14 protein-coding genes are annotated in these 14,539 nt (G+C 42.8%); 1 reads left to right on the top strand and 13 read right to left on the bottom strand.

The window, feature by feature from the left end:
* Positions 1–146: 146 nt before the first annotated feature.
* Positions 147–1,232, bottom strand: a complete 1,086-nt coding sequence (locus AC04Q4_RS11185; RefSeq protein ID WP_055258611.1) for a site-specific integrase — start codon at positions 1,230–1,232, stop codon at positions 147–149.
* An 11-nt stretch (positions 1,233–1,243) separates the two neighbouring features.
* On the bottom strand, positions 1,244–1,438 hold the full coding sequence (locus tag AC04Q4_RS11190) for a hypothetical protein (protein WP_055258613.1): 195 nt from the start codon (positions 1,436–1,438) through the stop codon (positions 1,244–1,246).
* Between the two features lie 232 nt (positions 1,439–1,670).
* Here AC04Q4_RS11190 and AC04Q4_RS11195 point away from each other — a divergent pair, with 232 nt between their 5' ends.
* A complete protein-coding gene (locus AC04Q4_RS11195) occupies positions 1,671–2,153 on the top strand; it encodes a helix-turn-helix domain-containing protein (protein ID WP_015541737.1) in 483 nt (160 codons plus the stop codon).
* 258 nt (positions 2,154–2,411) lie between these two features.
* On the opposite strand, the gene tuf is transcribed toward AC04Q4_RS11195, so the two are convergent.
* The 11 genes from tuf to AC04Q4_RS11250 all read right to left on the bottom strand — a co-directional run bounded on the left by tuf (position 2,412) and on the right by AC04Q4_RS11250 (position 14,419).
* Positions 2,412–3,605, bottom strand: a complete 1,194-nt coding sequence (gene tuf, locus AC04Q4_RS11200) for an elongation factor Tu (protein WP_118515188.1) — start codon at positions 3,603–3,605, stop codon at positions 2,412–2,414.
* A gap of 125 nt (positions 3,606–3,730) precedes the next feature.
* Entirely contained in the window at positions 3,731–5,854 is a 2,124-nt protein-coding gene (fusA, locus tag AC04Q4_RS11205) for an elongation factor G (protein WP_274602634.1), read from the bottom strand.
* 18 nt (positions 5,855–5,872) lie between these two features.
* Positions 5,873–6,343 carry a 30S ribosomal protein S7 gene (gene rpsG, locus AC04Q4_RS11210; RefSeq protein ID WP_207660371.1) on the bottom strand — a complete coding sequence of 157 codons (471 nt, stop codon included), beginning with the start codon at positions 6,341–6,343 and terminating at the stop codon, positions 5,873–5,875.
* Between the two features lie 229 nt (positions 6,344–6,572).
* Positions 6,573–6,992: a 30S ribosomal protein S12 gene (gene rpsL / locus AC04Q4_RS11215; protein ID WP_119240298.1), complete on the bottom strand. Its 420-nt coding sequence runs from the start codon at positions 6,990–6,992 to the stop codon at positions 6,573–6,575.
* A 284-nt stretch (positions 6,993–7,276) separates the two neighbouring features.
* Complete coding sequence (locus AC04Q4_RS11220; protein WP_476388983.1) at positions 7,277–7,906, bottom strand: hypothetical protein; 630 nt, start codon at positions 7,904–7,906, stop codon at positions 7,277–7,279.
* A 150-nt stretch (positions 7,907–8,056) separates the two neighbouring features.
* The gene (locus tag AC04Q4_RS11225; RefSeq protein ID WP_476388984.1) at positions 8,057–10,594 is read right to left on the bottom strand and encodes a YfhO family protein; all 2,538 of its coding nucleotides are present in this window, start codon (positions 10,592–10,594) and stop codon (positions 8,057–8,059) included.
* A 510-nt stretch (positions 10,595–11,104) separates the two neighbouring features.
* A complete protein-coding gene (locus AC04Q4_RS11230) occupies positions 11,105–11,509 on the bottom strand; it encodes an amino acid-binding protein (protein ID WP_476388985.1) in 405 nt (134 codons plus the stop codon).
* Between the two features lie 99 nt (positions 11,510–11,608).
* Positions 11,609–11,863 (bottom strand): sporulation transcriptional regulator SpoIIID, encoded by a 255-nt coding sequence (gene spoIIID / locus AC04Q4_RS11235; protein WP_178773248.1) that lies wholly within the window; start codon positions 11,861–11,863, stop codon positions 11,609–11,611.
* Between the two features lie 108 nt (positions 11,864–11,971).
* Positions 11,972–12,652: a TMEM165/GDT1 family protein gene (locus tag AC04Q4_RS11240; RefSeq protein ID WP_476388986.1), complete on the bottom strand. Its 681-nt coding sequence runs from the start codon at positions 12,650–12,652 to the stop codon at positions 11,972–11,974.
* 229 nt (positions 12,653–12,881) lie between these two features.
* Positions 12,882–13,856, bottom strand: coding sequence for a TPM domain-containing protein (locus AC04Q4_RS11245; protein WP_476388987.1), 975 nt, complete (start codon positions 13,854–13,856; stop codon positions 12,882–12,884).
* Complete coding sequence (locus AC04Q4_RS11250; RefSeq protein ID WP_476388988.1) at positions 13,853–14,419, bottom strand: LemA family protein; 567 nt, start codon at positions 14,417–14,419, stop codon at positions 13,853–13,855. The genes AC04Q4_RS11245 and AC04Q4_RS11250 overlap by 4 nt, the downstream gene beginning before the upstream one ends.
* Positions 14,420–14,539: the final 120 nt, after the last annotated feature.

Consider the following 14,539-nt stretch of genomic DNA (forward strand, 5'->3'; position numbering starts at 1 on the left):
CGGGCAAGTCTCTGATGAACAGATATTCGGGAATTGTCGTATTTCTCGATTCGTGATATACTGAATCTGCCAAGATGGTATATCAGTTAATCTGATTATCAGAGAACTTGCTCAGATTATTTATCTGGGCTTTTTCTTTTGCCTTTTCAACATTCATCTCTTTCTTCTCCCAATCCGGTAACTGCATTTTCATTATCCAGCAGATTTGCAATCTTCCTCTGCTGATTTGGATAAAGATGTCCATAAGTATTCAATGTGATACGAATATCTTTATGACCCAATCTGTCCCGGATCAGTAACGGTTCTACACCTTTCTCAATGAGATAAGCCACATGACTGTGTCTGAGATCATGCACTCGGATTTTCTTTACTCCTGCCAGTTCAATCTGCCGTTTCATCTTATGCTGTACCGCTTCCTGAACAACTGGAAACAATCTTTCTGTATCCGGCATTCCGTAGTGACCATCTACAAATTCCTTAATTTCCTCTTTCAAAAATTCTGGAATTTCGATTGTTCGAAATGACTGTTTTGTTTTTGGTTCTGTGATAATATCCTGCATTCCTGTTCGGTAATAAGTCTTATTGATACTAAGCTGATTCTTTTCAAAATTGATATCAGCTTTTGTAATCGCAAGCAGCTCCCCAATCCTGCACCCAGTCCAGAACAGCATCTCAAATATAAGATAATATCTTGTTCCCGGCTCCATTGTCTGTATAAACTGTTTGTACTCGTCCAGTGTCCAGAAGTTCAAACTTCTCGAATCCGAATTTCCCATTCGTTTCACTTTCTTGCATGGATTAACTGGCAAATCATATATTTTAGCTGCATGTGTAAACAGACTGGTCAACTGATTCTGAATCATTCTCAGATAAGAATCTGAATATCCTTTTTTCTGAATTTCATTCTGCCACTGAATAATCTGTGAAGCCTTGATCTCACTCATCATCTGATTTCCAAAGTATGGAACGATATGCTGTTGCATCATATATCTTTTATTTTTGATTGTTCGATCTTTTAGGTCATTCTGTTTGTCTGAAAAATAAATCTCAATAAAATCGCTCAGTTTCATATCCATACTTCGCTCAGTGCTCAACTTTTTACTTCGTTCAAACTCCAATGCTTCTCGCTTTGTTTCAAATCCACGCTTTCTGCGTTTTTTCTTCTCACCCATAACATTTGTCTCAAACCACTGGGCTGTCCATTTTTTTGTGTCTTTTTCTCTGTAAGCCATATTAATCCTCCCTAATTTCCTGCTATTTCATAGCCATACATCTTTTTTGCCCAAAACGCCTTTGGTATTCTTCCAGCCATCGTAATATATCCCTGTGCAGCCAGTTCCTTATTCATAGCTTTCACCAGTTTATAAGCATAAGATTTTGAGCAGTTTAATTCCTGTGCCACTTCATCAGCACTCATCATATAATTGTAGCTTGCCATACTGCATCCTCCTTTCCTCTCCAGATACAGAATACGTTTACTGTATTTCTATGTCTGTACGATTTTCGTAAATTGATAATATCATGTATTTATTTCATTGTCAATATTTCGTAAACATATTTTTACGAACTTCGTATATTATTTTCTCTTTATTTTATTCCAGGTCTGTGCTATGATATTCTATAGATTTATGTTTTTCGTAATTTTGCAATATATGAAAAAGGAGGATTCTATGGGTGACGGTAAAAATTTAAAGAAATATCTTGATGAAAAAGGCACAAATGTCCGTAAAATTGCAAAGGCAACCGGAATCAGTGCCACAACCTTATATTCAATTATTCAAAAAGATTCCAATATTCGATTTGATTTTGCTTTAAGACTTGCAAATGAATTACAAATTGATGTGAATGAGATATGTTCTGCCAGTCCATTTTCTGGCACAATTAAGGAAGAAGAGATTTATCCTACACTTCCAGACGGTTTGAACGGAGCATTAGACGCAAGCCGTGTAAAGACTTATTTAAAAAATTCTATGTACCCGTTGATGTATCTTTTCGGTAAGAACAGTATGCCTGATGTAGATAATCTGCTCACATCGTTCTATCAGCTTGATGATGAAGCCAGACAGGAAGTTGTGGAAACGATCCGTCTGAAACTGCAATATCATCGTGATCCGGAACGTGCTGAACAGATCAAACAGATCAAAGGCTGGTAAAAAAATTACTCCTGTGAATAGCAAATATTCGCAGGAGTTTCTTTTTGGCACCGTTTTGGCACCGCTAGACTGATTTTTCAATTTTAAATTTATCCGTATTTCATCTTTCTGATAAACGTTTCACTGTTTCTAATCTGATAATTTTACAAACAATTCTTTTCTTAGAGTACAGAAAAACCCCAGAAACACAAGGTTTCTGGGGTATCTTACGTTTGGACACAAGTTATCTTGCGATAACAAATCTATTTTCAGATTGTATTACTCGATGATTGTAGCAACACGTCCTGATCCTACAGTACGTCCACCTTCACGGATAGCGAATGTAAGACCCTGGCTCATAGCGATCGGATGAATCAGCTCGATTGTCATCTCGATGTTATCTCCAGGCATGCACATCTCTGTTCCCTCTGGAAGGTTGCAAACACCTGTTACGTCTGTTGTTCTGAAGTAGAACTGCGGACGATAGTTGTTGAAGAATGGTGTATGACGGCCACCCTCGTCTTTAGTCAGAACGTAAACCTGAGCTGTGAATTTTGTATGGCATGTAAGTGTTCCCGGTTTAGCAAGAACCTGTCCACGCTCGATCTCGTTTCTCTGAACACCACGAAGAAGTGCTCCGATGTTATCACCAGCCTGAGCCTCATCAAGAAGTTTACGGAACATCTCGATACCAGTTACAACAACTTTACGAGTCTCCTCTTTGATACCAACGATCTCAACCTCATCAGATACGTGAAGAACACCAGCCTCAACTCTACCAGTTGCAACTGTACCACGTCCTGTGATGGAGAATACGTCCTCTACAGGCATTACGAACGGTTTATCTGTGTCACGCTGTGGGTCTGGAATGTAGCTGTCAACAGCATCCATAAGCTCCATGATCTTGTCGCCCCACTCGCTGCTCGGATCCTCAAGAGCTTTAAGAGCAGAACCCTGGATAACCGGGATGTCATCTCCTGGGAAGTCATACTCGGAAAGAAGCTCACGGATCTCCATCTCTACGAGCTCAAGAAGCTCCTCATCGTCTACCATATCACATTTGTTCATGAATACAACGATGTAAGGAACACCTACCTGACGGGAAAGAAGGATATGCTCTTTAGTCTGAGCCATAACACCGTCTGTAGCAGCAACAACAAGGATAGCACCATCCATCTGAGCTGCACCTGTGATCATGTTCTTAACGTAGTCAGCATGTCCTGGGCAGTCAACGTGTGCATAGTGTCTATGCTCTGTCTCATACTCAACGTGTGCTGTAGAAATTGTGATACCACGCTCTCTTTCCTCTGGAGCCTTATCGATGTTAGCGAAATCTGTAGCTGTATTTCCTGCTACTCTCTCAGACAGAACTTTTGTGATAGCTGCTGTTAAAGTTGTTTTACCATGGTCAACGTGTCCGATGGTACCAATGTTACAATGCGGTTTTGTTCTCTCAAACTTAGCCTTTGCCATTTTAAAATGTCCTCCTTAAAAAACTTCACTCTGTAATTAGAGCATTTTTTCAGATTTAAACTTGCTAACCTTGATTATATTGCAAACCAAGGTTATTTGCAAGCATTTTATTTATTTATAGTGGATCAGTCCTTCTTAGAAAGGATCTTCTCCTGTACAGACTTCGGAACCTGCTCATATTTCTCAAAGAACATAGAGTAGTTACCACGTCCCTGTGTTCTGGAACGAAGGTCTGTAGCGTATCCGAACATCTCGGAAAGCGGAACATATCCACGGATCATCTTACCGCCGCCGATATCTTCCATACCCTCGATACGTCCACGACGGGAGTTGATATCACCGATAACGTCACCCATGTAATCCTCTGGTGTAGTAACTTCGACCTTCATGATTGGCTCAAGAAGAACCGGAGCTGCTTTCTGCATAGCATCCTTGAATGCAAGAGAACCTGCAATGTGGAATGCCATCTCAGAAGAATCGACTTCATGGTAAGAACCATCGTATACATTTGCATGTACACCAACTACCGGGAATCCTCCGAGGATACCAGCTTTCATAGCTTCCTCGATACCTTCGCCAACTGCCGGGATGTATTCCTTCGGAATAGCACCACCAACAACTGTGGACTCGAACTTGTACAGCTCTTCTCCGTTGGCATCCATAGGCTCGAATTTAACTTTACAGTGACCATACTGTCCACGACCACCAGACTGTTTAGCATACTTGCTGTCTACATCAACAGGCTTGGTGATTGTCTCTTTGTAAGCAACCTGAGGTGCACCAACGTTAGCCTCAACCTTGAACTCACGAAGAAGACGGTCAACGATGATATCCAGGTGAAGCTCACCCATACCAGCGATAATGGTCTGTCCAGTTTCCTGATCTGTATGAGCACGGAATGTCGGGTCCTCCTCAGCAAGCTTAGCAAGTGCCTCACCAAGTTTGCCCTGTCCAGCTTTTGTCTTAGGCTCGATCGCGAGCTCGATAACCGGCTCCGGGAACTCCATGGACTCAAGGATTACCGGATGCTGCTCGTCACAGATTGTATCACCTGTTGTAGTGAATTTGAATCCGATCGCTGCAGCGATATCACCGGAGTAAACCTTATCCAGCTCCATACGTTTGTTAGCGTGCATCTGAAGGATACGTCCAACACGCTCTTTTTTATCTTTTGTGGCATTCAGTACATAAGAACCGGAGTTCATTGTTCCTGAATAAACACGGAAATAAGCAAGTTTTCCTACGAATGGGTCAGTCATGATCTTGAATGCAAGAGCGGAGAACGGCTCATCATCAGATGAATGTCTCTCAACTTCGTTGCCGTCAAGGTCAACACCCTTGATAGCCGGGATATCTGTAGGAGCCGGCATATACTCAAGGATTGCATCCAGAAGTTTCTGAACACCTTTGTTTCTGTAAGCGGAACCGCAGCAAACAGGTACTGCTGTACACTCACATGTAGCTTTTCTGAGGACAGCTTTCAGCTTGTCTACAGAAGGCTCATCTCCCTCAAGATACTCCATCATGAGGTCATCATCCAACTCGCAGATCTTCTCGATCAGCTCTGTATGATAAAGTTCTGCATCTTCCTGCATATCCTCCGGGATATCAGTAATGGAGATGTCATCACCCTTCTCATCGTTGTAGATGTATGCTTTCATCTCGAAAAGATCGATGATTCCTTTGAAGTCATCCTCTTTTCCGATTGGAAGCTGAAGACAGATAGCGTTTTTACCAAGACGAGTCTTGATCTGCTCTACTGCACCGTAGAAGTTTGCACCAAGGATATCCATCTTGTTGATGAATGCCATACGAGGTACATTGTAGGTATCAGCCTGACGCCATACGTTCTCTGACTGCGGCTCAACACCACCCTTAGCACAGAAAACGCCGACAGCACCATCAAGTACACGAAGGGAACGCTCAACCTCAACAGTGAAGTCTACGTGTCCTGGTGTATCAATGATGTTGATACGATGCTCAAGAGCACCTGGCTTTGGTTTGCAGTTCTCCTCAAGAGTCCAGTGACATGTTGTAGCAGCGGATGTGATTGTGATACCACGCTCCTGCTCCTGCTCCATCCAGTCCATTGTTGCTGTACCTTCATGAGTATCACCGATCTTGTAGTTAACACCTGTATAATAAAGAATACGCTCTGTAAGAGTTGTTTTACCAGCATCGATATGCGCCATGATACCGATATTTCTGGTTCTCTCTAATGGATATTCTCTTCCTTCTTTTCCAGCCAATGAATTTTCCTCCTCGAATTAGAAGCGATAGTGAGCAAATGCTTTATTTGCCTCAGCCATCTTGTGCATGTCTTCTTTTCTCTTAACGGATGCACCTGTGTTGTTCATTGCGTCCAGAAGCTCATTAGCCAATCTTTCTTCCATTGTCTTCTCGCCTCTCTTACGTGAGAACATTGTAAGCCAACGAAGAGCAAGTGCCTGACGTCTGTCTGCTCTTACCTCGATCGGAACCTGATAAGTAGCACCACCGATACGTCTTGCTTTTACCTCGAGAACTGGCATGATGTTGTTCATAGCCTCTTCAAATACTTCAATTGCTGGTTTACCAGCTTTTTCCTCTACTCTGGCAAATGCACCGTATACAATTTTCTGAGCAACACCTTTCTTACCGTCTAACATGATGTTATTGATAAGTTTGGTAACCACTTTGTTATTGTACATCGGGTCAGCCAGAACGTCTCTTTTCTGAGTATGTCCTTTACGTGGCACGTTACTTCCCTCCTTAATCATATTGATTATATCATCGGTACTCACGCAGTAAAACTATTGCATGTTCGCACTGGTAAGGTCCTATATTTAACCCGCAACCGACAGGGTATATGGAATACCGTACAAATCTTTATAGTCTTCCGCTGTAATACATTAGATGAATAATATCTTTGTAATCCTCCTGATCGTCTGCAATCAGGAAGCGGTGTAGATTTCTGATCTACTTAAATTATTTCTTAGCTTTAGGTCTCTTAGCTCCGTATTTGGAACGAGCCTGTTTTCTGTTAGCAACACCTGCTGTATCAAGAGTACCTCTGATGATGTGGTATCTTGTACCAGGTAAGTCCTTAACTCTTCCTCCACGGATAAGGACAACGCTATGCTCCTGAAGATTGTGACCCTCTCCTGGAATGTAGCTTGTTACCTCGATACCGTTGGAAAGACGAACTCTGGCGATCTTTCTAAGAGCTGAGTTAGGCTTTTTAGGAGTAGCTGTCTTAACAGCTGTACAAACACCACGTTTCTGTGGAGCAGCCTGATCAACTGATTTCTTTCTTAAAGAGTTAAATGTTTTCTGCAGAGCCGGTGCTGTAGATTTCTTAACAGCTGTCTGACGGCCCTTTCTTACTAACTGGTTGAATGTTGGCATTCCATTTCACCTCCCGATTTATTTCTCCATGGGTTATCCCATGGGGCCTTGCGGTTGCTATTTACAAATTACGGCATGCGAAAATATAACGTTTCATTCGCACGCTTGCTCATTATAGACCGTAAATATACGGCTTGTCAAGGTGTTTTACAAAGAATTTTTGCTGATTTTACAGGGGTTCAGCGCAATTTTCTTCATAGATGTCACAACCCTGCAAAAATGACACTTTTACTTCCAGGACCTTGTCTTTCCCGATCTCCGCCATCTTTTCCGAAGAGACTGCTTTATAATTTATTGCATGAACTGCAGTACTGTACCTGTATATCTTTCCCATTTCCCGGAAAAACATTCTGCAAAACGGCTGCTGCTCCAAAAACCTCTGCATTTTCCTCTGTATAACCGCCTTCTTTATCCATCCAGAAATCCACAACCCTCTGTGCATCTTTATACCGTCTGTCTGCGATCCAGGCATAAATCAGCGCAGCTGCCGCAGCCGGATCATTCTCATCCTCTCCATACCATCTCTCGCAGAAATCCCCTGCCTCTTTTTTCTTATTTAAAGACAGCATAGATGATGCCAGACGGAACCGTATATCAGACGGCGATGCCTTTTCCCACGCAAAAAGCTTCAAAAGTTTTCTGCATACTTTTTCCAGCTGTTCCTGCTCCTCTTCCTGTTCCAGAAACTCCATGTAATCATCCAGCCATATCTTCAGATCAAACATAAAATCCGTGCTTCCATCCAGGATAAAAAGCTCCGGTGCGAAATCCCCGTATTTTTTCCGGCCATGCTCAACGATCTCTGCCAGCGTCTCAAACGCCCGGTTCCACACCGTCATATCGGAATCTTCCTTTACCATACCTTCGTAAGACTGTACCATCTGCGTCTCCAGTCTTTTCCACAGTTTTTCCATGATATTTCCCTTTCTTCCAGACAGATCATTCTCTATCTGTCTGCTGACTGTTCCCAACCATTCAGCACCGCACAGTCTGAACCAGCTGATTTTTCCGCTATGGCCTCCGCTCCTTCCAGGAAGTATATCACGTCTTTTTCTGTTGAGCTACTATATCCAGGTAAAAAATCTCCTTCTCCCGTAATTTTTCCGCTTTCTGCTTCCTGCATACTCTATAATTCCCAGCACAAATACCATTAATATAGAAAGAACTGCTCCCAACCGAAGCCCAGGTGTATGATATTTCATAACAATCTTATGTGCTCCTGCCGAAAGCTTCACCCCGGTAAGTCCCTGCAGGTTCAGTGTTTCCGCTTTTTTTCCATCTACATAGATCCGCATATCCGAATCATAAAAACTGCTGATCATAAGTATTCCGCCCCTTTGCACAGTTATGTTCCCTTTTCCTCCTTCAATATCTATCTGCTGTAAGGAAAGCTTTTCATAGCTTTCATCCAGATCCGTCTCCTGATAAGTTCCGAGAACAGCTTCGTGTATACCGGAATTTGCAGTGATATGAACCATTGTTTCTGTATCATAAGTTCCAATATCCAGAAAATTATTATTCCAGTAATCTGACTTCTGTTCCTGCCCATTGATCGTAACTGTATCCGGCTCTGTTCCCGGAATGTAAAGATACCCATGTTCGTCTTTTTTCAGTCGGATATTGAAGGCTGCCATTCCGGTAAGTGTTGTCTCAGAGCTGACTGTCTTCAGATTATAAAGTCTTTTCCCTGCAATGCCTCTGAGCAGCCGGTTCTGTACTTCCATTGGATTAGTGCCTGCCATTGCATAATCCACTGCAGAATCACTGACCATATATCCGGCTTTCAGCGCACGGGGATTTTCATACAGGTCAAAAGACAAACTTTCCCCCATCTTCTGATAGGATGTGTTCAATATCCTTGTATTCCGACAGATCAGATAACGGATTCCCAGAAGCATATCCATTGCCTCTGTTGCACCTGCATATTGATAGCGGTTCTCCAGATTTTCAAAACCCATGGTTTTCACAAAATCCCACATTTCTTCCGTATTGGTAGATGAATACATTGAAATTCCATTAAGCTGATACAGAAGTTCCCCATTTCTCACCAGCGGATTCACAATAGCAGCTCTGTAATTTACCTGATCTGCACTTACAGAATCCATAAGTTCACTAACTTCCTGCTCGCTTTCCACATAAATATCACGACTGGCTGTTCCGTTATCTGTAATGCTTACAATCCCGTGGATTCCGGTTTCTGCAAGGATCAACAGCATAAGTATACAGCTGCATATTTTTCGAATTTCCACATGTCCGAAGTGGTTTACCGGAAGTTTTCCACAAATAAAACATTCCGTCCACACAGGTAAAAACATCAGTGCAATAGCACCGGCTGAGAATAAAATTTCTCTGTTTTTCCCACCCAGAATCCCTACAGCTACACAAAATATTTCTGCTGCTGCCAGCCCTGCAAAAAGCCATTTTCTGCTCTGTACGGATATTTTTCCCCAGGCATCACTGGTCACTCTTAGAAGCAGGAACACCAGAACAAAAGCAAATCGGTTGGGAATTCCCACCGGCTTATGCAGCCCGTGAAAAAGAAGATTCAACATCGTTACATGAAACCCTGCAAAATATAAAACGATCAGCAAACCCAGCACGATTTTTTCCACAATTCGGATCTCTTTGTTAAAAAAATACATTCCTGCAAAAAGCAGCACCGCGCAGCCGCAGTAAAGGTTCACATCTCCCTGCTCACCTGATTTCACAAAAGACAGGGAATCTTCCATCAACGCGCCAAGCTGCTTCCAGAGATCTCCGTAAACACCGTTCAGTTCGCTTCCTGCCTCTGTTGCTGCAGCTGTTCTGGAAACCGCGATGATTCCGGGGATCAGCGTGATACCCCCAAGGCCTGCTGCCGCAATGGAAGCTCCCGCGAACGTCCCCAGTGAATAAAAAATCTTAGCTCCGCGCTGATCCGGCTTCGTCGCCACCATAATAATGAGATTGGCCAGATAATAAAGTGCTGCAAATACGCACAGCATAAATCCCATATAATAGCTGGTCAGAATACAGTACCCCAGCACCAGGCAATATCTTTTCCATCTTCCGGTATGTACAAACTGTTCTATAAAATATGCCAGCACCGGAAGCATCATAATACAGTCAAACCACATCACATTGCTGTAATAACCCAGCATAAAATTAGACAGGCCGTACATGCAGCCAAGAGAAACTGCCATGCTGCTTCTGCCAGGATATTTTTTTCCGGAATACCATGCCATGGACACGCTGCAAAGCCCCACTTTGACCAGGATCACAGCTGTCACAGCTTCGTTTACGTACATGAATTTCATCAGCAGAAGAACCAGCAAACTGAATGGACTGCAGAGATAATAACAGAATAAGCCATAGAAATTGTATCCCATGGCGTGTGAAGAATAAGTCCATCCCAGACCTTTTCCAAGCTGGCTGGCAAGCTCTTTATAAAAAGCTGTATACTGGTGAACACCGTCTACAACAAGTGCTGACGCCTCCCCAAAGGGATACACGCCTTTTAGGGAAAAACCAGCTGTAAATATGATTACCGGAAACAAAAATGCCAGGATATAGACCCAGACCGGGATTTCGCTTCTATGATTTCGTTTTTTCAGTAATTTCATCGTATTTCCTCTTCCGTCGATTCTTATCAGTCGTCAGGCAGATATTCACCATCTGCATTCAGGTTATGCGGATATTCGCAATCCACTTCGCACTTGCTCATAAACGCAGTCGCTACGCTCATTTATATTCGAAATGTATTATAACACTTCCTATAATGTATCACGTGTTTGTGAAAATACTGCGAAATTTTTGACTGAATATTACATAAAGAAAAAAGCTGCTATACCATTGGAGACACAGAAAACTCCGCCGATATAACAGCTTTTTTTCTGAAGTAACCTGTGTACGCTGATTCACAGGATCCTTCATGGGTGTAATTATTAACTTTATGTGATGAGTTTTTTAGTTCTGCCCTGTATTTATGTCGGATATTCGCATATCCGTAGGTGGCTGATACAGGTTAAGAACTATTATGGTTACATGATAGCATGACCGTGTTTATTTGTAAAATTAATATTTAGTTTTTATAATATAGACTTCTTTAATAATTGGACATTACTGTTTTATTCTTATAAAACAGTGTATCCTCTGGATTTCAGACATTCTCTTACTTCCATGATATCTTCTGTATGGAATACCATGATCGGCTTGCCGGAATCACGATTAAAAGAAAGATACAGATAATCCACACTTACGTTACTGTCCTTCAGTGTAAGAAGAAGATCATTGAGATTTCCTGTTTTATCTTCTACTTCTACTCCGATCACCTCAATAACATGACAGAGATAACCGGCACCGATCAGAGCCTCCTTCGCTTTTTCCGGATCAGAAACTGCCATTCTTACGATTCCGTACTCAGCACTGTCGTTGGTAACAGATCCCAGAATGTTAATGTCCTGTTCCTTCAGGATCCCTGTGATGTTCTGCATAACGCCCTTCTTGTTCTCTGCGTATATGGATAACTGTTTCAGCATGATAAAAGCCTCTCTTTCGTTCGTGGTGTATTCAATGCCTGGCAAAGCAGCCATTGCACTTATATACAAATCTTCGCACAACTCACCAGGTATGTCAACTTAATTTCGCGCATGCAGATACTTCTCCCGGGTCGCAAGCCCTCCACGGATATGTCTCTCCTGTTTATTCACATCCAGTACCTTCCGCACTTCCACAGCCATCCCCGGATTGATCGCCTTCAACCGTTCCACACAGTCCTTATGTACCGTACTCTTACTGATTCCGAATTTCTTCGCCGCCTGCCTCACCGTAGCCTTTGTTTCTATAATATACCCTGCGATCTCAACTGCACGTTCCTCTATATAATCCTTCACTGCCAAGCCTCCGAAGACGCTTTTTTACAGTGTATGCCGGGGAATTTCAAGGTATGTCTTTACAAATGATCTCTATACATTTACGTATTACTTTATTACTATCCTTCTTTACACTTCAACCTTCTTACGCTTCTTATAAATCACAAGACAGACAATCACAAACACAACGGTAACAGTCACAGTCAGCGGCAGGATTCTGGATGATTCCGCACCAAGCAGAAGACCGAATCCCTGCCTCAGAGTCAGGATTCCGAAGATGGAAAAAATAAAAAATGCAACCGTATTGAGGATTCCTTCCGGTGCCTTGCTCTTCAAAAGATAACCAATAAGAAGCCCGATCACATCCGCAGCAAAAAGTCCCAGGGAACAGGCGAGCCATACAACAACAGCAGCACTTAATCCCTCATTTGCTCCAAAAGTGATCGCTGTGAGCTGTGTTTTATCGCCAAGCTCAGCAACAAAAAATGTACAGAACACAGAAAGCGGTGCGAACTTGATTTTTCGGTCTTTTACATTCTCTTCCTCATCATCGTCACTCTTTAAAGTAGTTGCTGCAAAAAACAGGAACGCCACACCTGCGATCAGTCGGATCAGCCAGGTAGGAACTACTGTACTGGCAAGACCACCTGCCAGAACTGCCAGTCCGTTAAGAACGATGATCGCAACACCTGTTCCAAGCAGAATGTCTTTCAGTTTGAACTTGGAAGTCATCGCCACCAGCATCAGCTGTGTCTTGTCGCCCATTTCCGCAATAAACTGGGTAAAGAGCACCTTCATAAATAACAACATATCTCTTTTTCTCCTTTTCATATGTATCCGGTCAGAAGATATTTCTCATGACAAAAAAAGACCCACGTATACCTTATCTCCACAATAGAAATAAAATATACATGAGTCTCATTCTTTAAGATTTGCCAGGTGCGCACACCAGTATGTTGACAAACCACGTTTACACGCGAATTACTCCCTCACGGAATTGATTTTCGTCATTATAGCAAAGTTGAGAAATTTTGTCAATTCAGAAATCACGTCCTGCTCCGCCACCTCCGAAGCTTCCTCCGTCACCGGAATCTCCGCTGTCATAACTGCTGTCATAATCATAGTCATCGTTATTATCCGTACTGCTTCCACCACTGCTGCCTTTTCCGCCCCGGCTAAGTAACCAGCTGATCGGAAACAGGGAATTAAATAAACGATGCAGAAGCTCCATTTTACTGAACTTCTTTTTCCAGTATTCAGACATGTCTTTACCCTGGCTTTTCCGGAGAAGACCTTTCAGAAGTAATACAATATTTACAAAAATAAATACAGGAATTGTAACAAATACCAGATATGCCCCTGCCATAAGCAGAACGATCAGTACAAGACCAAGTGCGATTTCCCATGGTTTTCCGTCATCTTCTTCATCTGCTTCTGCCTGCACTTCCTTATATTCCGGTACTGTCACAGCTTCCAGTCCATACTCGTCGCGGATCTCATTTAACAGCGCATAATAAAGTTCCACAGTACCTTTCTCGAATTTATCTTCTTTATAAGAAGGGACTGCATACTCATCCAGAAGCCGTCCTGTTTTTGCATCCGGCAGCCTTCCTTCCAGTCCATATCCAACTGCCACCCATACTTTACGATCAGAAACAGAAAGCACGATCAGGACACCATTATTCTTATCTTTCGATCCAATGCCCCATTTCCGCCCCACTTCAACTGCATAATCACTGATGTCTTCTCCATCTGTGGAATCCACAGTAAGCACAACAAGCTGTGCAGTTGTATCTGCTGCCAGTTCTTCGCCAGCCTGACACAGATTTTCTTTCCAGGTATCACTGAAAACACCTGCATAATCATTCACATAAAATTCTTTCGTGGCAGACGGAATCTCACCGTAAACTGCCAGAACATTTCCGGACAGCACCATCGCCAGAAACAGAAGTGCTGCCATCCATCTGCGCATTTTTTTCATAGGCTGTTCCCCCATTGCAGTACAGCTTATCATTCAGCAAGCAGTTCTCCTACATCCGGGTTCTCACTGGCAGAAGCACTGGCCTCAAAATATGCCGCCTTTTCAAAGCCCAAGGCTGAACCCAGAATATTTCCCGGGAACTTCACGAGCTTCGTATTATAAGATTTCACAGCATCATTATAATCCTTTCTTGCTACTGAAATACGATTCTCACTTCCGGACAGCTCATCCATAAGGCTGACATAAGTTGTATCACTCTTCAGCTCAGGATAATTCTCCACTACAACTCTAAGGCCATTCAGTGCACTCTCCACCTGCTGATCTGCCTCCGCTTTCTCTTCCATAGTACCTGCATCCATCAACTGGCTGCGGGCTTCCAGAACCTTATCAAAAACTTCCGTCTCATGTTTCGCATAACTCTTTACTGTGCTGACAAGATTCGGGATCAGATCTGCCCTCCTCTGCAACATGGTATCAACATCGGCCTGCGCTGTATCTACCGATTCTCTGTCTCCTGCCAGTCCGTTATAGCTGACAGCCAGTACACCTGCCAGTACAAGGATCACGACAACAATGATTGCGAGAGTTTTTTTCATTTCTGCTTCCCCCCTTCCAATATATTTAATGTAAAATATCTGGACAATAGCTGTGCGGATATTCACCAGCCATATTCCTTTGATTCCATTGTACCAAACTCGCAAAAAATACACCATAAA

The organism is Blautia sp. HA8986 (assembly GCF_056504635.1).